The sequence below is a fragment of the Microcoleus sp. BROC3 genome, from assembly GCF_036702515.1.
GTDB lineage: Bacteria > Cyanobacteriota > Cyanobacteriia > Cyanobacteriales > Microcoleaceae > Microcoleus.
On sequence record NZ_JAUBTQ010000028.1, the window covers coordinates 1 to 21,932 of the forward strand.

The 21,932-nt window shown below is 45.6% G+C and carries 15 protein-coding genes, 1 tRNA gene and 3 pseudogenes; 10 read left to right on the forward strand and 9 right to left on the reverse strand.

Features of this window, described 5'->3' with window-relative positions; all coding sequences use genetic code 11:
• Window positions 1–77: 77 nt before the first annotated feature.
• Window positions 78–287, reverse strand: a pseudogene (locus QUB30_RS18700) (reverse transcriptase N-terminal domain-containing protein); the annotation flags it as partial.
• Between the two features lie 649 nt (window positions 288–936).
• Here QUB30_RS18700 and QUB30_RS18705 point away from each other — a divergent pair.
• Both QUB30_RS18705 and QUB30_RS18710 read left to right on the forward strand, forming a co-directional pair.
• A pseudogene (locus tag QUB30_RS18705) lies at window positions 937–1,161 on the forward strand (DNA/RNA non-specific endonuclease); the annotation flags it as partial.
• 273 nt (window positions 1,162–1,434) lie between these two features.
• A pseudogene (locus QUB30_RS18710) lies at window positions 1,435–3,119 on the forward strand (IS1634 family transposase).
• Between the two features lie 251 nt (window positions 3,120–3,370).
• On the opposite strand, the gene QUB30_RS18715 reads toward QUB30_RS18710, so the two are convergent.
• Window positions 3,371–5,230, reverse strand: a complete 1,860-nt coding sequence (locus QUB30_RS18715) for an Eco57I restriction-modification methylase domain-containing protein (protein WP_333336262.1) — start codon at window positions 5,228–5,230, stop codon at window positions 3,371–3,373.
• 81 nt (window positions 5,231–5,311) lie between these two features.
• Here QUB30_RS18715 and QUB30_RS18720 point away from each other — a divergent pair, with 81 nt between their 5' ends.
• Window positions 5,312–5,512, forward strand: a complete 201-nt coding sequence (locus tag QUB30_RS18720) for a hypothetical protein (protein WP_333336266.1) — start codon at window positions 5,312–5,314, stop codon at window positions 5,510–5,512.
• A 43-nt stretch (window positions 5,513–5,555) separates the two neighbouring features.
• A protein-coding gene (locus QUB30_RS18725) for an ISKra4 family transposase (RefSeq protein WP_333336269.1) occupies window positions 5,556–6,619 on the forward strand; the annotation gives its coding sequence in 2 pieces (ribosomal slippage) (window positions 5,556–5,709 and window positions 5,709–6,619; 1,065 coding nt in all).
• Here the strand turns inward: QUB30_RS18725 and QUB30_RS18730 are convergent.
• On the reverse strand, window positions 6,592–7,044 hold the full coding sequence (locus QUB30_RS18730) for a hypothetical protein (protein WP_333336271.1): 453 nt from the start codon (window positions 7,042–7,044) through the stop codon (window positions 6,592–6,594). The two genes, QUB30_RS18725 and QUB30_RS18730, sit on opposite strands and share 28 nt — an antisense overlap.
• A 14-nt stretch (window positions 7,045–7,058) precedes the next feature.
• Window positions 7,059–8,090 carry a hypothetical protein gene (locus QUB30_RS18735; RefSeq protein WP_333336274.1) on the reverse strand — a complete coding sequence of 344 codons (1,032 nt, stop codon included), beginning with the start codon at window positions 8,088–8,090 and terminating at the stop codon, window positions 7,059–7,061.
• A gap of 361 nt (window positions 8,091–8,451) precedes the next feature.
• Between QUB30_RS18735 and QUB30_RS18740 the strand changes: the two genes are divergently transcribed.
• From QUB30_RS18740 to QUB30_RS18765, 6 genes are all read left to right on the forward strand, one after another.
• Window positions 8,452–8,655, forward strand: coding sequence for a hypothetical protein (locus tag QUB30_RS18740; RefSeq protein ID WP_015176252.1), 204 nt, complete (start codon window positions 8,452–8,454; stop codon window positions 8,653–8,655).
• Between the two features lie 152 nt (window positions 8,656–8,807).
• Window positions 8,808–8,880 (forward strand) — tRNA-Ala (locus QUB30_RS18745).
• Window positions 8,881–9,065: 185 nt separating this feature from the next.
• Window positions 9,066–10,220, forward strand: a complete 1,155-nt coding sequence (gene gcvT, locus QUB30_RS18750; RefSeq protein ID WP_333336280.1) for a glycine cleavage system aminomethyltransferase GcvT — start codon at window positions 9,066–9,068, stop codon at window positions 10,218–10,220.
• Between the two features lie 143 nt (window positions 10,221–10,363).
• Entirely contained in the window at window positions 10,364–10,750 is a 387-nt protein-coding gene (gcvH, locus tag QUB30_RS18755; protein ID WP_333336282.1) for a glycine cleavage system protein GcvH, read from the forward strand.
• Window positions 10,751–10,969: 219 nt separating this feature from the next.
• Window positions 10,970–13,921 (forward strand): aminomethyl-transferring glycine dehydrogenase, encoded by a 2,952-nt coding sequence (gene gcvP, locus QUB30_RS18760; RefSeq protein ID WP_333336424.1) that lies wholly within the window; start codon window positions 10,970–10,972, stop codon window positions 13,919–13,921.
• A 124-nt stretch (window positions 13,922–14,045) separates the two neighbouring features.
• Window positions 14,046–14,372, forward strand: a complete 327-nt coding sequence (locus tag QUB30_RS18765; protein WP_333119933.1) for a hypothetical protein — start codon at window positions 14,046–14,048, stop codon at window positions 14,370–14,372.
• A 223-nt stretch (window positions 14,373–14,595) separates the two neighbouring features.
• Here QUB30_RS18765 and QUB30_RS18770 read toward each other — a convergent pair whose 3' ends face one another.
• The 5 genes from QUB30_RS18770 to miaB all read right to left on the reverse strand — a co-directional run bounded on the left by QUB30_RS18770 (window position 14,596) and on the right by miaB (window position 21,804).
• Window positions 14,596–15,468 (reverse strand): MBL fold metallo-hydrolase, encoded by an 873-nt coding sequence (locus QUB30_RS18770; protein WP_333336286.1) that lies wholly within the window; start codon window positions 15,466–15,468, stop codon window positions 14,596–14,598.
• A 246-nt stretch (window positions 15,469–15,714) separates the two neighbouring features.
• On the reverse strand, window positions 15,715–16,950 hold the full coding sequence (locus QUB30_RS18775) for an HhoA/HhoB/HtrA family serine endopeptidase (RefSeq protein ID WP_333336289.1): 1,236 nt from the start codon (window positions 16,948–16,950) through the stop codon (window positions 15,715–15,717).
• A gap of 572 nt (window positions 16,951–17,522) precedes the next feature.
• Entirely contained in the window at window positions 17,523–18,605 is a 1,083-nt protein-coding gene (locus QUB30_RS18780) for an AI-2E family transporter (protein WP_333336291.1), read from the reverse strand.
• 270 nt (window positions 18,606–18,875) lie between these two features.
• The gene (locus QUB30_RS18785) at window positions 18,876–19,937 is read right to left on the reverse strand and encodes a D-alanine--D-alanine ligase family protein (protein ID WP_333336294.1); all 1,062 of its coding nucleotides are present in this window, start codon (window positions 19,935–19,937) and stop codon (window positions 18,876–18,878) included.
• Between the two features lie 523 nt (window positions 19,938–20,460).
• Window positions 20,461–21,804 (reverse strand): tRNA (N6-isopentenyl adenosine(37)-C2)-methylthiotransferase MiaB, encoded by a 1,344-nt coding sequence (miaB, locus tag QUB30_RS18790; protein WP_333336298.1) that lies wholly within the window; start codon window positions 21,802–21,804, stop codon window positions 20,461–20,463.
• Window positions 21,805–21,932 lie beyond the last annotated feature (128 nt).

A 21,932-nucleotide genomic window follows, 5' to 3' on the forward strand; every position in this document is an offset into this window, starting at 1 on the left:
CCACCCTTCCCTATTGACCTGCTTTCAGCAGGTGTGACGCTTTCGGATTTCTCCTTGGCGCGTCAACAAGCCGCACTTCCCTGATTATCCTGAGTTACCCGACGAACCGCAATACACTTTGCAGACAAAGACCTAATCAGGGTCTTTTGAAGTTTACGAACTGCTTTAACATCACCACGTTCACTCGCTTGATAGATTCGTTTTTGCAACTTAAAAGTAACCTTTTCTAACTTTCGCCAATTAAGGTCTTTCCATTCCACCGTCTGATTGTTCTGCGTATTAGACATATATATTGCTACTAGGACTCTATCTTTGAAATTACCGTGTATCTGTCAGCATATCCTCAGTATTACATTGAGGCTTTCGCTTGTGATACAATCCTGCCCCTAATTATCATTCGTTAGCTACTTACTGGTTATCGACCTTTCCAGAGATAATTAGTTGGGTTACTTCGTTCCGATTGCACATTGGTTGAATCTTTAGCGCGATGCTTTCCACCGGGTTTTGTAGGCTTGTGCTTATAAGTCGGTCATGGAACCGCTTATGCCCTATCCTTGCCTTTTGGCTTGGTGTTAATCAGGTCTTACTGTGTTTTTCAACAGGTTTATCCTTGATTTAGCCATTACACCATTTAGGGTGACGATGGTTCGGACACATCTTTGCTTGCGCTACGCATGGATTCTTGCTCGACAGTTACCGAGTTTGGCTCTCAGTAGTTCTGCCTTTTATCCCCGCTTTAGCCTGACTGTTGCTACCAGTCATACTAGGGGATATGCTTTCACCTCTGCACTTGAAGGATAGGACTTGACTCACAAAGTCTCACCTATATATGCAATCAGTTGTCGCTAACCGAGTTAATCGGCTAGGCTAACCGTCCCATAAGGGTTTAAAACCCTTATTTTAGGTTAAACGAGTCGCACCAAAGTCCGCCCCAACGATTACACCGGAAGCGGCTACGACCGGGGACACATAGCACCCAGTGCCGACCGCACCCGCAACGAAGCCAATAACAGCGCTACTTTCCTGATGTCCAATATGATGGCCCAAGTGCCAGAAGTTAACAGAGGTGTTTGGGGTGATTTAGACCCACATTCGGCACCCTCAACTGGCACACACACAGTTGGGGTGGGAAGGAAGAGTAGATCGGTCGGCGAGAAGTGAGTAGAAATACTCAGAAAGCCGTGTCACGAGATCGATTCGTGGTCAATTTTGAAAAATACAGCCGACCCAAGTGCTTCTGTGAAAGATCGTTGGAGATGAAGTGCGCGCGACAACAACCAACCTGTGTCGCTCGAAAGCTTGGTAAAACGCTGAGGGATGAAAATGTGCGATCGTGTAAATGAACAACAAAAACCAGTCGTCCCCTGTGCAGCGCTGCGGATAAAAATAGTCTAAACTCAGGTAGCAAACAACTCGCTCGAACTCAAGAAGCCCGTGCATCAAGCAACAGAGATAACCGTCTCTAATCTCGACCATCTTGGTCTGATAGCAGGTCTAGTTGATTCCATAGGAATTGTCCAAAAAATCAACGAGTTAATAGGGGAACAACCGGGTGAGATTGTCAGTCCGGGTCAGGCAGTCAAAGCGATGATTATCAATGGGTTAGGGCACGTTTGGGCTCCATTATACTTATTTCCCAAATTTTTTGAAGGCAAAGCAATCGAACATTTAATGGGTGAAGGTATTCAAGCATCACACCAAACACGAATACCGCTTAGGTAGAGTATTAGACAAGTTATATTTGGCAGTCAGCAGCCAAATATTTACAACTATCGCATTAACCGCAGCTCAAAAATTTGAGATCGATACAGAGACATCCCATTTAGATTCAAGTTCCTTTCACCTGCATGGTAAATACGAATCGGAGCTAGCATCTGTATCTGTTATCGAGTCAGAAACGGCACTCGATCGCGGAGATCGCGAGTCCACTAAACCTGTGTCATCGGCCGTGCCAATTAAGATTACCTACGGCTACTCCCGCGACCACAGGTCCGACTTAAAACAATTCATTTTAGATTTAATTTGTAGTAGCGAAGGAGATGTACCACTATTTTTAAGGGTGGGTTCGGGAAATGAATCAGATCGTGCCGTATTCGCATCAATTTGTCAGGAGTTTAAACAACAGTTAAATCTCGACAGTTTAATGGTTGCAGAGCGTGCATTATATTCAGCCCCAAATTTATCTATGTTAACCAATTTAAGATGGTTGACCCGCGTACCGCCCTTGCCTCAAGCAATCGCAGCAACTGGTATCTCAGTTAAATGAAGCAGAATTTACCTCCTGTTCTGTGAGTGGATATAGTTGGTCAGAACACAAAAGTAATTATGGTGGAATTGAACAAAGATGGTTAGTAGTAGAGAGCCGCTTGCGACGCGAGTCAGACCTACGAAAACTTGAAAAAAAACTCAAAAAAGCCAAGGCTGAAGCTGAGAATAAACTGCAAGAACTCTCAAAAATTGAATTGGCTTGTGCCGCAGACGCTGCCGCAGCAGCTCATCGCTTATCCAAACAACTAAAATTTTACAACATCACCCAAGTTAGTAGCAAAGAAATTACAGCACAAACTGATACTAATGCGACAAATTCTCGCGAGACATCCAGCTCGAAACTGAGATTTAAAGTTCAAGCAAAACTGGAACCAGATACAGGCGCGCTCGCCCAAGAAACTAAAGCCTGTGGCAGGTTTATTCTCGCCACTAATGTGCTGGAAGCTAAGCAATTAGAGGCTGACGATATGATTGTGAAATACAAGGAACAGCAGTCAGCAGAAAGAGGGTTTGGATTCTTGAAATATCCGCTATTTTTTACGGACAGTGTATTTCTCAAGTCGCCAGAAAGAATCGAAGCTTTGGCATTGGTAATGGGTTTGTGTTTGTTGGTCTATACTTTAGGTCAAAGGTTACTGCGTCACAATTTGCAACGCACCAATTCAAAATTTAAAAATCAGTTAGGTAAACAAACTAATCGACCGACCCTCCGTTGGATTTGCCAGATTTTTCAATCGATTCATCTTGTGAGCCTGCAAGGGATTCAACAAATTTCTAATTTAACAGCCGAGCGAATGGCTATATTAAACTTGCTGCCGCTCTCCTGTAGGTCTGATTATTTATTACTCTGAAATCAAGCAGTTTGTTTGATGAGCCAAACTGACTGAAATTTCAGAAATATTTAATTCAGTAGTGATGTATAATTGTCAGGCTGCTGAAGATATTTGCTGTCTATTAATAGTGAATTATGACGGATAAAGGTGTTGTTAGAGATGAAGAATCTAGGACTGATGCCTGAAAGCAGTTAATTTTCAGCAAGCCCCAACAGGTCGATGCGATTGTGACCCCTTCAGGAGCGGGTATTTTTGACTATTATCTCGTCCTAGAGACTCTCCATTAGCACCCCAACTGTGTATGTGCCAGTTGAGGGTGCGGAATGTGGGTTATAAGTTTCGCGGACTGCTTTTAGTCCAGCAACGCCGAGAGGATCGGAGGATTTAGTTTTCGGCATTCGCTTTCTGATTTCTGCTACGAACTCTGCAAAGGAAAGGGCAGAAAAATCTTCGAGTTGTTCTCCGAGTTTATCAATTAAATAAGTGATTTCTAGCCATTGCAAGACATCTCGGTGAGTTTCTTGATTAGTTTTGGCGATTTCAATTAAACGGCTGACAATTGGTTCTACTTCGGCACGAATTGAGTCAGTTGGTGCTGCGCTCGGAAAATCAACCATTAAATCGCTGCGAGGAGTAACAGCATCTCCTATCATTTTAGGGAATAATTGATGAGCAATCCACCATCCAATAGGGGAATTTAAGCAGCCACAAGTATATAAGTTAAAATGCGGTAAAAAGAATACTTTATTGTTTATAAAATAATCATTAAAATCTACAGCGTAAGCGGGAAAAGTGTTTATTTCCTGATAAACAATTTTGGGATGTTCAAAAGTTCTGTAGTAAGCACAGCTACGCAGTTCCCACCAGTAACGCCCTTTGTCGGAACGCTTAGACAGTTTTTCTTGCATCGGCTTCATATACTGATACAGCGATGGAAATGTTTGTGCAAATACTTCCTCTGCTTTATCGTTTGCTTTACTCCAGGGCCATACACTATCGCTGCTAGATTTCAGCAAAATAACCCAAAGATTCGCCCACTCTGGACTCCAGCGTTTAATATCTTGACCTCGTAAATAAGGCTTGATAATTTCAGCGGATTTAGGGTCTGCTTGAACTAGACTGTTTTTAGTAGCTTCATCAATTAAAAAAGCTTCATTCAATCCTGTTAAAATACCTCGATAAGGCTTAACACCTGCAAAATCTTTGAGCGGAACACCCACTCGTTGAATTTTCTGCATCAACTCATCAACAGCAGGAGGTTCCAGACTCCAAGCACTCGCATTGAAACGCGATCGCGAAATTTGATAGCCGTGTTGTTGAACGTATTGTGTAAAGTTGATATTAGCAAGTTCCTCGCGCGGAACTGGACAAACAATCACAGGCGAATTAGGTTCAGATTTACCTTGCTCAATCTCGCTTTCAGTTTCAGAGATACATAGAGAAGCGTTAGGTTTTCTGACTGCGACAATACACGGAAAAGTATCAGCATCCTCAAAAATTGGGGCGTGTCCGAAATCAATAATTTGCTCTAGTAAACCTTGACTGGCAAAGAACTTGCGTAGAGGTTCGCCGTATCCAGACCTCAGCCATTTATTTGTGACAATATACGAAAGCACACCCCCCGGTTTGAGAATCTTTAACCCGAGTTCATAAAAGTAAGTATAAAGGTCTGCTACGCCGTTATATGATTCATAATTTGCTTGCAAGTATGGTTTAATTAGAGACAGCAACTCCTGCCGCACGTAAGGCGGATTGCCAATGACAACATCAAAACCGCCATCAGCAAAAATCTGGGAAAATTCAGCTTGCCAATCAAACGCTGTATCTGCTACATTACTGTCAGCGACGATCGAGTTGCCCGCTTTAATATTATCATCCAAATAAGTCAGGGTTTTACCAGGTTCCGCCGTTTTCAACCACAGGGAAAGTTTGGTAATTTCCGCCGATTCCGGCAGCAAATCTACGCCGTACAGGTTGTTGCTTAAAATGCTTCTGTCAAATTCCAGCGAGTTGCCGTTTTTTGGCTTATACCCCAAAGCATTCAATTCGCGATCGACTCTTTCGTACTGCTGCATCAAATAATCAAAAGCCGCAATCAAAAAAGCACCCGAACCGCACGCCGGGAGCATCCCGGTTTTGTAAATATATCCGAATAAGCGTAAAATAGTTAAAATTAATAAAAGCGTCAAAAAAAGTGGAGAAAAAGAGCCATGACCCCTGAAGAACTAGAGCGGTTGCAATCCTGTACGGCAGAAATTGCTAAAATTTTGTATGACAATACAGCCCCGAGTGAACTGACCCGTCTGGAAAATATCGAAAAGCATCTCAGGCAACAATGGCTTGAAAAAGTGGGTCCCCAACGGGAGCATCCCGGTTTTGTAAAAGTAGTATCAAGAGAGGATAATAGGTAGAGCGTCAATAGAAGCGTGAACTGCATTCGTAGGAGGAGTGGCTATGACCCCTGAACAGAAGGAGCGTTTAAAAGCTTGTGCTGCTGAGATTGCCGAGATTATGTACACAAATACTCCGGTCTCAGAATTATCAAGTCTGGAAACAATCGAAAAGCATATTCGAGAGCAATGGCTAGAATTAGTCGGGCCGGAGGTTGGTTTTTTTTTATCAAACAGGCAACAGGAACAGAATCAGGAGGGTCTCGCACAGTAAAAAGTTGCATTGGTAAGCTAATAATTACTGAAAAACCAGCCGAAAAATTGGGAGTCAAAAAATCTACTCGTTTAGCTCCATTATTGGAAAAGTGCTGCCTGCGTCAGGTGGCTAATCTCTCTTATGAGAAAGCTGAGAGTGAAATAGCAGCCCAGACGGGAGTGCATATAGGCCACACTTGTTTACACCGATTAGTGGAAAAGCAAGAATGGGCGCCCATAATAGCTGCTTGGGAGGTAAAGGAAACCAGTGTGGATGGGGGGAAAGTCCGTCTCAGAAAAGAAAAGGGAGAGGGCAGTCACTGGCTTGACTACAAGGCTGTGCGACTGCACGACAGTTATTACGGGGCATTTTTTCTTGACAACCAAGCGTTAGTTAATTATGTGAACAGTCAGCCTTTATCAGAGCTACTAACCTGTTTGGGAGATGGTCATGATGGCATTTGGAATATTATTGTCCAGTTGAATCCTGACGGGGCGCGGCGGGAAATTTTAGATTGGTATCACTTAGTTGAAAATCTATGTAAGGTCGGTGGGTCGTTGAAGCGTCTGGCGCAGGGTAAGGAGTTTCTGTGGCAAGGACGAGTCGAGGAAACCATCAATTTATTTAAGTCTTGCCGTCAAAAACAAGCCCAGAACTTTTGTGCTTATTTGGAGAAGCATCGCCGACGGATTGTTAACTACGACCAATTGTCAACACAAAAGGTTTGCTCAATCGGTTCCGGAGCTGTAGAGTCGGCAGTAAAACAAATTGATAGAAGGTTAAAAATTTCAGGAGCGCAGTGGTTGATGAAAAATGTTAATCAAATGCTTAAGCTTCGCTGCGCCTACCTTAACGGATCAATATCCGTTTGATGCTCAAAAGCGCAAAACCGGGATGCTCCCCCGCACGCCGGATCGATGACTCGCGTTTTTTGCAGCACTTCGTCTCGATACGCTTTCCAAAACTTAATTGCAGTTTTATTGGGTGGCTGAACCGACACTCCAGCAACTTCGCTCATTAGGAATAAATCGCGCAATTCTTGCTCTCGTCGCTGCAAATAACCACCAAGAGAAACCTCGACAATATATTGAGTAATAAAAGCAGGCGTGTAAAACACACCTTGAGTTTTCCGCTTGCCTTTTTTCTGATTGTATTCCTGTCCGGTAGTTTCAGCATTTAATTCTTCCAAATCTGTAACAGACTGCTCGAAAATATGCCCCAAAATATCGACGGAAACTTCGGTATCAAAATCAAATCTCGTCAAATTCTTAAGCTGACTGCATAAGGGATTTGGCACAGTCAATTGTGCGTCTAAAACCGGATCGAATTTAAATAAACCGCCGTTGTATCCGGTACAGGAGGGTCATCATTTCCCACATCTACCCAGCGAAATACAGATTGATAATTTTCCCAAATTAATCTAGGATTGTATTGGTCTTTGTGGTCGTGAGCGTTGCTGAGGGTGTTTCGCGGCAGCAACCCTTTATCTTCACAAAAAGCTATGAATAAAACACGGTCTAAAGTTTTTTGAGCTTTTTCGATGAGTACGCGATCGCGGTTGGGGATATCCGGCGGCCCAGAAAAGCGAAAATGCTTGACGAGAGCGAGTCTAATTGCTTTGTATTCTGGATATAATTTATTGGTAATTTCCTCTTGAGCTTCGTCAGAGTCTTTTAACAGTCTGTCAATAACAGAAACTGTTTGAGCTTGGTTTTGAGGCAAAAAATTGCGGCGACACAGCAGAAAGTAAAACCGCTTAAAAGCTGCAATATCCGCCAAGTCAGTCAGAAAAAATTGTTCGTAATAAGCGGGAGTTTTATTGGTATGATAAAGTCGCAGCTCTCGATAATTCGAGACAATAATCCAGCGACAATCTGGTGTATAATTAGCGTAGCGCCAACCTTGGTCAACTGCTGATTCGGTTCGCCCAGATGCGGGACGATCTAAATCATTTTTCGCTCCCTTGAGTTCGATCGGAGCAATCACTTTACCTTGCAGGGACACGGCTTTGCCTTTAGGATTGTCAGCAGCAGTAAAAAAGCCGATCGCCCCGTCAGCAGAACCGCCGCCATCAGATATCGTTTGTTCCGCGTTAATTTCCCAAGCTTTCCCCGCACCTTGAATTACCGAGCAATATCCCAAAACATCCTGAAAAATATCATTAATAAAACTGCCGTGCAGCGAAACTTCTTTAACTTCGTCTAACGTACCAGTTTTAAGTGCAGCAATCCACGTTCCCAATTTTTGGCGGCGCACTTCCATATCTTGCGGAAAGCTAAAAGCACGCAAAGCAGTGTTGAGTGTTTTGCTGTGAAAAAGGGCGCGAGTAGAGCGATTTGTCATCTTTTCAAGCAGGTTAATAAAGTTAATTTTACAGCATCCAAGTGCAATAGCGGCTCAGACCTTCTGCTATCAAATCAGTTATACTCAAAGGTCGATCGCACCCTGACCCTCAAAAAAGCGTGTGAAGCGCACCTAATCCCCTAGGGAATCGCTGGCTTCCAAATCAAAAACGCCACCTATAACGCTGAGCTAGCTCTCATTTACTTTGCATATCGTAATTATTAAGCAAAGCTATCATTTTTGCTTAGGGGCTTTCCGGTGCTGCCTGCGGGTTTTACAGCAAAACTTAAATAGGTCTGAGCTGCGCGGCACTCAGCCAAAAGTTTTGTTACAATAGGTACGCTGTTACAAATCGTAACTTATGCTGATTTCTATTTTAATAATTGACGTTGCCCTCGTTGCTTGGTCTTTGCACTTGATGCAGGAGGCGATCGCGCAACGGGAATTTTCACTAATGCTAGCAGGTGCTCTAGTTGCTGTCTCAGCAGCGGCTCTGGTAGTCGTCTACTTCCTCATGGGGTCTTGTTTGAGCCATTTAACCGAAATATCCCAACACACTTACTAAATGATAGTAGGGATTGACGATTATCCAGAAGCGAGGAGATGTTTTTTGACAAAAAGCCCAAAGCCTTGCCAGTCCAAGGCTCAAAATTAATTTTGTAAAAACGCTTGACAAATATTGGTAACTTAAGGCATGATTGAGAGCGCGAAAAGAAAGGGGAATTAGCTCAGTTGGTAGAGCACTACAATGGCATTGTAGGGGTCAGCGGTTCGAGCCCGCTATTCTCCATTAAAAAAACGTAAAAAGCGATACCTGTTAGATCCTCGACTTCTTACAGAATTCGGGAATACCGGTATTCTGTTTTTTTAGGTGGGCTTACTTATCGACGATTTATCCCCAAGTCGATCGTCCAAAAATGCGAACTCAATTTTTGGTAAAATCAAAACATTCTACCCGCAACCAAAGCGCTACCTGTGGCCAAGTCAACTGAACCCAGCAATCCAGAGAGGCCGAGCCAACTTGCCCGCACGCCTCTATACGACCTATCATTAGAACTCAAAGCTCGGATGGTTCCCTTTTCCGGGTGGGAGATGGCGGTGCAGTACGCAGGCATCAGCAGCGAACATCAAGCCGTACGCCAGCAAGCAGGAATGTTCGACATTTCCCACATGGGCAAATTTGGTTTGAGAGGGAAACAAGTAAGAGAAAAATTTCAATCCTTAGTACCCTCTGATTTGAGCCGATTGCAACCCGGTCAAGCTCAATATACAGTCTTGCTAAATGCCAAAGGCTGCATCTTAGACGACATTATTTTCTACTGCCAAGAACCCGATGCCACTACTAGCGAAGAACGGGCAGTAATCATTGTCAACGCCGCCACTCGCATCAGAGATAAAGCTTGGATTGCCGCCCACTTAGAATTGAGCGGAGTTAGTTTTGCCGACATCTCTAAAAACAAAGTTTTGATCGCAATTCAAGGGCCACAAGCTGTTAACTTTATCCAGCCTTTTGTGTCAGACAACCTCGCACAAATTAAGGCTTTCGGTCACTTAGAAACAAACCTGTTGGGACAGCCGAGTTTTATCGCCAGAACAGGTTACACCGGAGAGGATGGGTTTGAAATTATGGTCGATGCCGAAGTTGGAAAAGAACTCTGGCAAAAACTGTTAACTGCTGGCGTTGTACCCTGCGGCTTGGGTGCGAGAGATACTTTGCGTCTAGAAGCAGCAATGGCTCTTTACGGTCAAGATATCGATTACCATACTACGCCTTTAGAAGCGGGATTGGGTTGGGTTGTTCACCTGGACACCAAAGGCGATTTTATTGGGCGAGAGGTTTTGGAACAGCAGAAATCAAATGGGGTGTCGAAGCGCTTGGTAGGGTTAGAAATGCAGGGGCGGCACATTGCGCGCCACGGCTATCCGATAATCTTTGAAGGCGAAACAGTAGGAGAAGTCACTAGCGGTACATTATCGCCTACTTTGAATCGGGCAGTAGCCCTCGCCGTTGTTCCGGCAAAATTAGCTAAAATCGGTCAGCAATTAGAAGTCGAAATTCGCGGAAAAAACTATCCGGCTAGTGTGGTAAAAAAACCATTTTATCGCTCTCCACACCGACCTAGCTTGTAGGGTGCGTCAGCTCAAATCATCTTCGCCTCCCATCGAAAAACTCTGACTGACGCACCTTACGAATTTCGGCAAAATTTCACCAAGTTGTAGGGTGCGTTATTCAATAAAATTTACTTGATACTTTGTTTATTGCGAGAAAAGACATGGCACAATACCCAGATGACTTGAAATACCTAGACAGCCACGAATACATCCGACTCGAAGGCGACATAGCCACGATCGGTATCACAGCCTTTGCCGTGGCTGAATTAGGTGATATCGTATTTTTGGAATTGCCAGAAGTCGGTGCCACGGTGGAAAAGGGCCAACCTTTCGGTACAGTCGAGTCAGTGAAAGCCGTTGCAGACTTAAACCCACCAGTTACCGGTACAGTCGTAGAACGCAATGATGAGATTGTAGAGTCTCCCGAAATTGTGGCCGACGACCCCTATGGCGATGGGTGGCTGCTGAAAGTGCGCGTTGACAATCCCAGCGAAGCAGACGACGCTTTATCGGCCCCGGAGTATCGAAAAATGGTGGAAGGCGAGTAGGGGAGGGGAAGTAGGGGAGAGTGGGGGAGGGGGAGAATGGGAAAAATCTTTCCTCTTCCTTCTTCCCTCGAACCTCTTCCCTCGAATCTCGAACCTCAACATCAATCCGCTAAATCGGTTAAATCCTTTCAATCCCGTACTTTGCTCGTTGCCGAACTTTCTTCTTCCTTAGCAAAATGTTACAAACAAAGAAGAAAAGTCAATTCAGGAGAATCAGCCTTGGTACTCTACAGCCCTCAACTTGAACCCAACCAGCAGCAAAACCTTTCCCCCATCAATGGTTTTGCTGCCCGGCACATTGGCCCGACACCCAGCCAAATCCAGCAAATGCTCAATGTTTTGGGGATTTCTAGCCTTGATGAGTTGATTGACAAAACGGTTCCTGCGGCGATTCGCATTTCTTGCGCCCTACAACTTCCCGCAGCGCAAAGCGAGTACAGCGCTTTGGCAGAATTGAAAGAAATTGCTGCAAAAAATCAGGTATTTCGATCGTACATCGGCACAGGATATCACGACTGCATCACTCCCCCGGTCATTCAGCGGAATATCCTAGAAAATCCCGGCTGGTATACAGCTTACACTCCCTACCAAGCCGAAATTGCTCAAGGGCGATTGGAAGCTTTACTGAACTTCCAAACCATGATAATTGACCTCACTGGTTTGGAAATTGCCAACGCTTCTTTGCTAGATGAAGGGACAGCGGCGGCGGAAGCCATGGCGGTGAGTTACAGCACCAGCAAAAAGGGGGCAAAAGCGTTTTTTGTTTCCCAAGATTGCCACCCTCAAACTATTGAAGTTGTGCAAACTCGCGCTAAGCCGTTGGGAATTGAGGTAATTGTCGGCGACCATCAAAGCTTTGAGTTCGATCGTACAATCTTCGGCGCTCTCCTGCAATACCCCGCCACAGACGGCGCAATTTACGACTATACGGATTTTATTCGATCGGCACACGAAGTCGGCGCATTAGTCACAGTCGCCGCCGACATATTGAGCCTTTGCTTGCTCACACCCCCCGGCGAATTCGGCGCGGATATAGCCGTAGGAAGCACTCAGCGCTTCGGAGTGCCGATGGGATTCGGAGGGCCCCACGCAGCCTATTTCGCCACGCGAGAAGAGTTTAAACGGCAAGTTCCGGGGCGAATTGTCGGCGTTTCTAAAGATGCCAACGGCAAATCTGCTTTGCGCTTGGCCTTGCAAACTCGCGAACAGCACATCCGCCGCGAAAAAGCTACTAGCAATATTTGTACTGCTCAAGTTTTGCTGGCAGTAATGGCGAGTATGTATGCTGTTTATCACGGCCCGTCTGGACTGAAAGACATTGCTGAGAAAGTATGGAGTTTAACGGCACTTTTGGCATCCGGTTTAAGAAGTTTCGGATACAAAATTGGTTCTCAACATTTCTTCGATACTTTGCGGGTAGAATTGGGAGATAAACCGCTGTCAGAACTTCTAGAAGCTGCTAAAGTTCGCAAAATTAATCTCCGAGTTTTTGATGATTCGACAGTGGGAATCACTTTAGATGAAACTGTCAGCGTTGAAGATGTGCAAGAGTTGTGGGAAATTTTTGCACAGAATAAAGATTATATCAGGGCAGACGGGCAGAATGCTCTCAACATTCCGCTGGATGCAGACTCATTGAATTCCTATTTGACCTTACCTGATTTTTGCGATCGCACCAGCAGCTATCTCGCCCATCCAGTTTTCAACAGCTATCATTCAGAAACTGAACTTTTGCGGTATTTGCACCGTTTAGAAGCCAAGGACTTATCGCTAAATACATCGATGATTCCCTTGGGTTCTTGCACAATGAAATTGAATGCCACTGCAGAGATGATGCCCGTGACTTGGGCAGAATTTGGCAAGATACATCCCTTTGCACCCCGCGATCAAACTCGTGGCTATCAAATGATGTTCGTGCAACTAGAACAGTGGCTGGCAGAAATCACCGGTTTTGCGGGAATTTCTTTGCAGCCCAACGCCGGTTCCCAAGGCGAATACGCGGGTTTGTTAGTTATTCGCCAATACCACGAATACCGAGGCGAATCTCACCGAAATATCTGTTTGATTCCCCAGTCAGCCCACGGTACAAATCCGGCTAGCGCGGTGATGGCGGGGATGAAAGTAGTTGCAGTCGAGTGCGATTCCCAGGGCAATATTGATGTCGCAGATTTACAGAAAAAAGCAGAGAAACACAAAAAAGAACTGGCGGCTTTGATGGTGACATATCCATCTACGCACGGCGTTTTTGAGGAAGAAATTAAAGAGATTTGCGAGATTGTCCACAACTGTGGCGGACAAGTTTATATGGACGGCGCAAATATGAATGCTCAAGTTGGTTTGTGCCGCCCCGGTGATTTTGGTGCTGATGTTTGTCACTTAAATTTGCACAAAACTTTCTGTATTCCCCACGGCGGCGGCGGGCCGGGAATGGGGCCGATTGGGGTAATGTCTCATTTAGTAGAATTTTTGCCCAGTCATTCTATCCTTAACAGTCAACAGTCAACAGTCAACAGTCAACAAATATCAGTTGGTGCTGTTTCCGCCGCGCCTTGGGGAAGTGCTAGCATTTTGCCTATTTCTTGGATGTACATTCGGATGATGGGAGGAGTGGGTTTAACTGAAGCGACAAAAGTAGCAATTCTTAATGCTAATTACATGGCAAAACGCTTAGAATCTTACTATCCGGTTTTGTACAAAGGGAAAGCTGGTTTGGTGGCGCACGAGTGTATTCTGGATTTGCGAGCGCTCAAAAAATCTGCGGCTATTGAAGTCGAAGATATCGCTAAACGGTTGATGGATTACGGCTATCACGCGCCGACGGTTTCTTGGCCGGTCGCAGGTACGGTAATGGTGGAACCGACGGAAAGCGAATCGAAGCAGGAATTAGACCGTTTTTGCGATGCAATGATTGCAATTCGATCGGAAATTGCGGAAATTGAAAAAGGTAATGTTGACACGCAAAATAACGTATTGAAAAATGCGCCGCATACCGCCGAATCTCTGATGGTTGATGAGTGGAATCGTCCTTATACTCGCGCGCAAGCGGCTTATCCGGCACCTTGGACTCGCGAACATAAGTTTTGGCCGGCGGTGGGGCGGATAGATAATGCGTTTGGCGATCGCAATTTTGTCTGTTCTTGTTTGCCAATGGAGGCTTACAGTCAAGGTTAAATAAGTCTCTCCGGGTGGGCAATGGGCACCTTACGCATATAATCTTGTGGGGTGCTTCTAGCCCGCCCAAAAAATAAAATTTAAATGTATATCGGAACCGGGGGCTTAGGCTTTCCGAATGTACATGAATTACGACGGAAAAGGCGGTAAGTACGGCGATACTTGGGTGCGCTCAGCTAGCACAGATCAAGGGCTTTTGTCAATCTACGCAGCCGATCGTACCAGTGATGGTACTCTGACGCTGGTAATTATTAATAAAACTAGCCAAAATTTGACCAGCAAGTTGAGTTTGAAAGGATTTAACCCAGCCGCCAAAGCTCAAGTTTACAGTTATAGCGATGCGAATTTGCAGGCGATCGTCCGTCAGACCGATTTAGGTGTCAGCGCCGCAGGTTTTCAGGCAACTTATCCCGCTAATTCTATCACTTTGGTTGCCATTCCAAAGGCTTAATACCCAATCCGGCTTAAATATCCCCACTTCTTCTTAGTCCCCCTCTGCTAGGACTTTGTGTATCTAATAGCTGTTTCAACGGCGGAGAATAAAAGGGGTTTTCAACTACAGCATTTGGCATCTAAATGGAGTACACCCCTCCCCAACTCTCCCCTTATTAAGGGGAGGGTACCCGATAGGGCGGGTGGGGTGAATGTACTTCACTTAGTTGAAATCTGCGGTATTAAGCACTGAGCATCCAAGCAACACACTGTTGCATTTGATTGCTCATTGTTTGTCGATCGGCATTATACCTGCGGCCGTGTCCCGGCAACACCCATTCAAACGAGTAATTAGCCAAATTCTGCATAGATTTGATTTGTTCCGGCCAAGAATACCAACAGACTTCGCGAAAGCCCACTAGCTGCTGCAAACTTTCCGACCAAGCAAGATGATCGCCGCTGAACAAAAACTTGTTATTGTAAAGCAAAACTGTGTGACCTTTCGTGTGACCAGGTACAGAAATAATCAACAAATCATCTGCGATTTGATGTGGTTCGCTACCAGACAGTTTAATTTCTACACTGCGAGTACCCGCGTTAATTTCGTCAGCATGGAGAATGCGATCGCACCCAAAATAATCGTGGTATTGTTGATGGTCTGCCACATCGTCGCGGTGAGTCAAGTACATATAGCGAATGCCGCCCATTGCTTCTATGTTTTTGACTAGCGGCGGCACAAAACGGGGAGAATCAACTAAAATATTGCCATCGGGACGGACAATTAAATAGCTGGCCGCGGCGTAGGATTTCTCTGAGTGGTAGCCGCAGTGATAGACATTTTCTGCTACCAGTGCGGGCAACATTTGCTGGGCTTGTTTGATGCTTTTGGGTTTCTCTACAGTGCCGATCGAACTGGTGGGACAGGACAAAAGAGCCGCGAGCGATCGCATTTCTTCAGTTTCATTAGTTGGCTGGTGGTAAACCGCAGACTGTTCTCCCGCTTGACCAAATACTTCAGGTGCCATCCACCGACAAGTATCACAGTCAATGCAGGTATTGTCTACATAAAAGTTACCGTTAATATTTTCAGTACGCCTCCGATTAATGTTAGCCATCTTTCTACCTCTTAATAACCCATATAAATTATGGTAACTTACTATAATGACTACCCCCGACATCCCGCCGGAGGTTTAAACCCTTCTCACAGACCAAGCCGATTAAAACTCACCTCTTGCAGCATTCTTAAGAACGGGCAAGATGCCCGTTCCACAAGAGATTAATTTTCTTGTGGAACAGGCATCTTGCCTGTTCATAAAAGGATTATTGACAATGGTGCAAGATCTAAGTTTCAATCAACAATTCTACCGCTGCTGGTCGGCTGGAAAAGCACCCGCTTTCACCGCCACAGTAACAGGTTGTCCGCCGCGGCTCAATTCAAGCTGCAGATCGCTGCCCACTGTACTTTTCTCAACAATTTGCTGTACGCTGCCAGCATCACTTACTTCCGTACCGTTGATTTTCTTGATGACATCGGCAAGGCGAACTCCAGCTTGTGCCGCCGGAGAATCTTTCGCAACTCCCAAAACTAACACGCCTTTATCTTCAGTCAGCCTCAATTTGGTGTTGGGATTTTGATTAAATTCTCTCTTGATTTCGGGAGTAATGCTCAACATCCGAACGCCGAGATAAGGATGTTCGGCTTTTCCTGCTGTTACTAATTGGTCCGCAATTTGTTGTGCTCGATCGATCGGAATAGCAAAACCCAATCCTTGAGCGCCTTGAATAATCGCCGTATTCATGCCGATAACTTGACCGCGCTGGTTCAGCAGCGGGCCACCGGAATTGCCGGGATTGATCGCAGCGTCGGTTTGAATAAAGCTGACGCGCTTGTCGGGAACACCGACATCGGCGCTAGAACGGCCTGTAGCGCTAATAATGCCCACAGTCACAGTATTGTCCAAACCGAGGGGATTGCCGATCGCGATCGCCCATTCTCCCGGCTCTAATTCTTCAGATTTGCCCAAACTCACCACAGGCAAATTGGTAGCTTCAATTTTAACAACAGCCACATCAGTAACTGTATCGACGCCTAAAACTTTGCCGACAAATTCGCGGCCATCCTTCAGTTTTACCGTCACCGTATCCGCGCCGTCAACAACGTGAGCGTTAGTCAAAATGCGGCCGTCGGAACCAAAAACAAAACCCGAACCCGAACCCCTTTCTACCCGATTTCCCGGTTGAATGGGAGATTCCGGGCCGAAGAAGCGGCGGAATTGCTCGGGGATTTCATCTGGAGCTTGGTTCTTCACCGTGCGAGAAGAATTGATCCGCACCACTGCCGGGCCGACTTCCTGGACAACTTTAGTGACAAAATTAGAGTCTTGAGAGGGTAATATATTTGCAGGCAATGCTGAGATTGGCGCTGGAGTTGAAGGTTGAGCTTGAATCGCGTTAGAACTTCCAGGAACTTGAGAAGTTAGGGCATTGCACCCAACAGTTGCAGTGGAGCCGAGTAAAAGGAGAGATAAAAAAGCAATTTTTTTCGGGAAAGCAAAACTGCTAGAACGCTGAGATGCAGGCATATTTTGGGTTGACATAGTATTGATTTGGTGGGAGTTAGAGCGAGAGTTATAATTATGGTTTTGCATTTTTAGCACCTACTGTAATTAAGTTAGAAGTACAGGCTCTTTAATTTTAATTCAAGCATTTGTGATGTCTGCTTGACTGGTGGGGTTTACCCTACAAGGTGGGGTAGAAACCGGACAGTCGCAGGCAATTTGTTGATTCCAGCTTTTGAGAGCGATCGAACTCAGGTAGCACTGGCGAATTACCTCACACTTCCATAATCAAGACTACGATCGCAGGCCAGGATATTCCGCATTGACATGAAATGTTCACAGGATTGATATCCGAACTCTACAACAGTCATGGACTCACAAAAACCCGGTTAAGAGTCAAAATCTTCGTTGCGAGCGATCGACGTTAACGTATAAACGCGGTTTTTCACTCCGGCTGCATCCAGCACAGGAGGTAAAGCACCCGGAAAGCCTAAACCTAAAGCAGGAAGTAAAAAAACTGTAAATCCTCAAGCTAAAGTACCAACTAAACCTAAGTCAAAATAGCCGGAAAAACTCGGTTAAAATTTTAAATTTTAACCGAGTTGGCAATTTTATTGCTCCATAGGTTCAATGGAACTAACCGAATCGATTTCCCTCGACTTGTTCCTCGAAATTTCCAAAATATCAACAGTATTCTTAATAAAACCAGCCATCGGCACAGCAACTAACAAACCTGCCACTCCCGCCACCTTAACCCCCACCAGCAGCGCCACTAAAATCCACACGGGATTGAGACCGATAAAACCGCCTAACAACCGAGGAGCAACCCCGCTTTCAATTACTTGCTCAATTACTGTAGCGACAGCTAAAACTGTGACACCGAGCCAAAAGTTGTTTAATGTGATCAGCAAACTGACAATGCAAATACTTAAAGGTGCTCCGAAGGGAATTATGGTCATTACACCCACACCCAAACCGAACAGCAGTCCGAAGGGAACTCGCAAAATTAAGAAAGCAACAGTCATCGACAGTCCCATCAAACCCGCCAAAGTTGCTTGCCCGACGAAGTAGTTGTGGAAGCTGCGCGCCAGCAACTCTCGCAATTGAAGGCTCAGCTTGGAGGGAAACCATTTAAACAAGCCTTCCCACACGCGATCGCCGTGCAAGAGCAAGTAGAATGTCACGACTATTGTGAGGAGGAAATTCAACAGGCTGTCTGCAGCACCCAAGCCAAATTTGAGAACTTCCCCAGTGAGTGACTGCAATTGAGCTGAAAGTCGATCGCTCAATTTGGTAGTCAAACCGCTCACATCAATGCGGAGATTGCGATTCTCCGCCCACTTGTGGAACGCTTCAATCTGTTCTGTGCCAGAAACTATCCAAGTCGGCAGTCGGGTGGCAAGTTCAGTAATTTGGTTTAGCAGAATCGGGGCCAGAGTGAGGCCTAAAACCACCAATAGCAGTAAAGTCAAAAACAATACCGACAAAACTGCTCGATCGCGCTTCAGGCCGTATCTGTGCAGAAAGCGCACTGGATAATCTAGCAAAAAAGACAGCACTGTAGCGACTACCAAAACTGTAATCAGGGCGCGAAAATATTCAAAGACTAGGAGGGCTAACCAGCAGTTTAGTACCGCTAGGGGAAATACCAGTCCGTAAGTCCACCACTGCGGCAGTTGAGTGAAACGTCTCATCTAAGTTAACCGAGTTAAAATTTGAGATGCAAGATGTGAGATTGACACTGCTATTCGCCCTTCTCCGTTAACCATTTTATGTTGCATTTATTTATACCCGACCGCTGAAAATTCCCAGTTGCTCGACCCGCAGCGGAAATTGGGTTGCTGGCAGGCACTGCCTGCCACAACCATGTTATATCGTTTCTGCTGGTATGGATATATCACCTGCGAAAAAAATATTTTTTGCAGTTGGCAAGGCAGCATTTTGCAGGGCGCGATTCAACCTTTTTACCCGTGCCGTTCGAGAGCTAATTGAATTAAACGGTCTACTAATTCGGGGAAAGAAATGCCGTCCGCTGCCCACATTTGCGGATACATACTGGTAGCTGTAAAGCCGGGAAAAGTGTTGATTTCGTTAATCAAAACTTCTCCGGTTGATTCAATGTAGAAAAAGTCTACTCGCGCTAAACCTGCCGCGTCTACAGCCAAAAATGCTTGTACTGCCATTTCTTGGATTTGCGAGACGATCGCACCGCTGACTTTTGCCGGGATTGAGCAGTCGGCTTGTCCCTGGGTATATTTAGTTTCGTAGTCGTAGAAATCGCTTTGAAAAGTAATTTCTCCCACTGTTGAAGCTTTGGGATTGTCGTTACCCAAAACTGCACATTCTAATTCTCTAGCAACCACACCCGCTTCGACAATTATCCGCCTGTCGTAGCTGGCGGCGCTATCGAGAGCTGCTTCTAACTCAGTCCGCGATCGAGCTTTAGAAATTCCCACAGACGAACCCAAATTCGCCGGTTTAACAAAGCAAGGATAGCCCAAAGTTGCTTCAATTTTATCGCACAGTTTGGGGAAAACGCAAGGATTAGACCAGATTTCGGAACGGTTGACAGCGATGTATTTTACCTGCGGCAAACCAGCCTGAGCAAAAGCCATTTTCATGGCAATTTTATCCATTCCCAGCGCCGAACCTAAAACCCCGGAACCGACAAAAGGAATTTGCATTAATTTCAGCAACCCTTGCACCGTACCGTCTTCGCCGTTGGGCCCGTGCAAAACAGGGAACCAAACATCTACGGCATTAAAATTAGGAAACTGTCCAGCGGGAGAGTCGTTTTGTCCTGGTTCTTCCTCTATTTCCAGAGGTTTTCCGCTGGCTAACACTTGTTGAGGTAATGTTCCCGACAGCCAGCGGCCGTTTTTTTGGATGTAAAAGGGCAGAACTTCGTATTTAGAGGCATTTTCGTCAGCAGCCAGGGCGCGGGCGATCGCCCGCGCCGAACTAATTGAGACTTCGTGTTCGCCCGATCGCCCCCCGAACAATAGCCCGATCCGCATCGTTGTCATTTTTCAATACTCCTAGGACTTTTCGACAAATATACACGCAGTTAGCGCAGCTAACGCAGAGACGAACCGCTTTAAGACTATTTATCTCCTCTGTTCCACTCTTCCTCTCTCTCCTCTGCGATCTCTGCGGTTAAAATCCCCCTCCCGCCTGTCAAAAGCCTCAATTCGCCCCGGGTCATTTTCACTTAAACCGTCCCCAGAATCCACAGCCAACAGCCACATTTAATCGAAAATTGCATCATTTCCCTCCGCATTCGATTCCGGTTTCTTGCCCTGGCTTGAAACAGTTTATTTCCTTCCTCGTCTTTTCGCGCACTTAGATATTCCGGGAACTCAATACTCCTGTCATGCTTATTTTTAGGAAGAGTTTTGGGCAGCAAAATGCGAATTAGTTTCAGCATAATTTGCTGCCGATATTAAATTACTTCCCACAAATCTAGTTGCGATTTAACACCCTACACTTTATGTTTTGAGTATTGAGTTGGACAACATTATTTTTGGTAATTCAACCCAAAACCCAAAACTATTCCACCATTTCTCCCGTCAAACTAAAAGCGCGAATATCTGTAATTTTAACCCGCACAATTTTACCCGCCAATTCTACAATATCGCCCTTAAAAAATGTGAGGCGATTGCCGCGAGTGCGTCCCATCACCTGAGTTGAATCTTTAAGATTCTGCACTTCCACCAAAACCTCTTCAGTGCGTCCGAAATAGCGCTGCGATCGTTCCATCGCCGTTGTTGTGACGACATGATTGATTCGTTGCAGGCGATCGGCTTTCACCTCCTCACTCAACTGATTTTCCCACAAAGCCGCAGGCGTCCCCGGGCGAGGCGAATAAGCCGCAGTATTCACCAAATCGAAACCAACATCTGCGATTAACTTCAAAGTCTTCTCAAACTGCGCTTCCGTCTCCCCGGGAAAACCGACAATCGCATCCGCAGTAACCGACGCATCCGGCATATAACGGCGAATTGTATCAATAATCCGGCGATATTTTTCCTGAGTATAGCCTCGCGACATCGCTTTCAAAATATCATTATCTCCCGACTGAAAAGGAATGTGAAAATGTTCGCAAACCTGCGGTAATTCCGCACAAGCCTTAATCAATCTTTCCGTAAAATAGCGCGGGTGGCTAGTAGCAAATCTGAGGCGATCGACTCCCGGCACATCCTGAACAAAATAAAGCAAATCCGTCAAAGTATGCTGGTTGCTGCCGTCCGGTTTTGTCCCCGGCAAATCGCGTCCGTAAGCATCAATATTTTGCCCCAACAAAGTTACTTCCTTGTAACCTTGACGGCCCAAATCCTCCATTTCCGCCCGAATTGCCTCCGGCATTCGCGACTGTTCAACCCCGCGAACATTGGGGACAACACAATAAGTGCAGCGTTCATTGCAGCCGTAAATTACATTCACCCAAGCAGTCACCTTGCTGTCGCGGCGCGGCTTAGTAATATCCTCCATAATCTCAACAGCTTCAGTCGCCACAACTTGATTGCCCTCAAAAACTTGTTCCAGCAAATCTTCAAGTCGGTTAGCGTGTTGCGGCCCCATTACTAAGTCTAATTCCGGCACTCTGCGCAGCAGCGCTTCGCCTTCCTGCTGCGCCACGCATCCAGCTACAATTAAAGTTAAACCCGGTTCTTGGCGCTTGCGATGAGCTTGCCTTCCGAGGTTAGAATAAACTCTTTGTTCGGCATTGTCGCGAATCGTGCAAGTATTGTAGAGAATCAAGCTAGCTTCGTTCGGGTCTTCCGAGAACTCAAAGCCCATATTTTCCAGAATGCCGGCCATCCGTTCCGAGTCGGCTTTATTCATCTGGCATCCGAAAGTAGTGATGTGATAGCGGCGGGGTTTAACGGTCATGGCGAATTGCAGGCAATAAAAAATATAGGTTTTCAACCTTAACCAACTATTATATAACAAGTCTAAACCATTTGTGAATTTTTCTTTTTATTAGTTCATTTAAACAACGGCGTTCACCAATCTCTAGC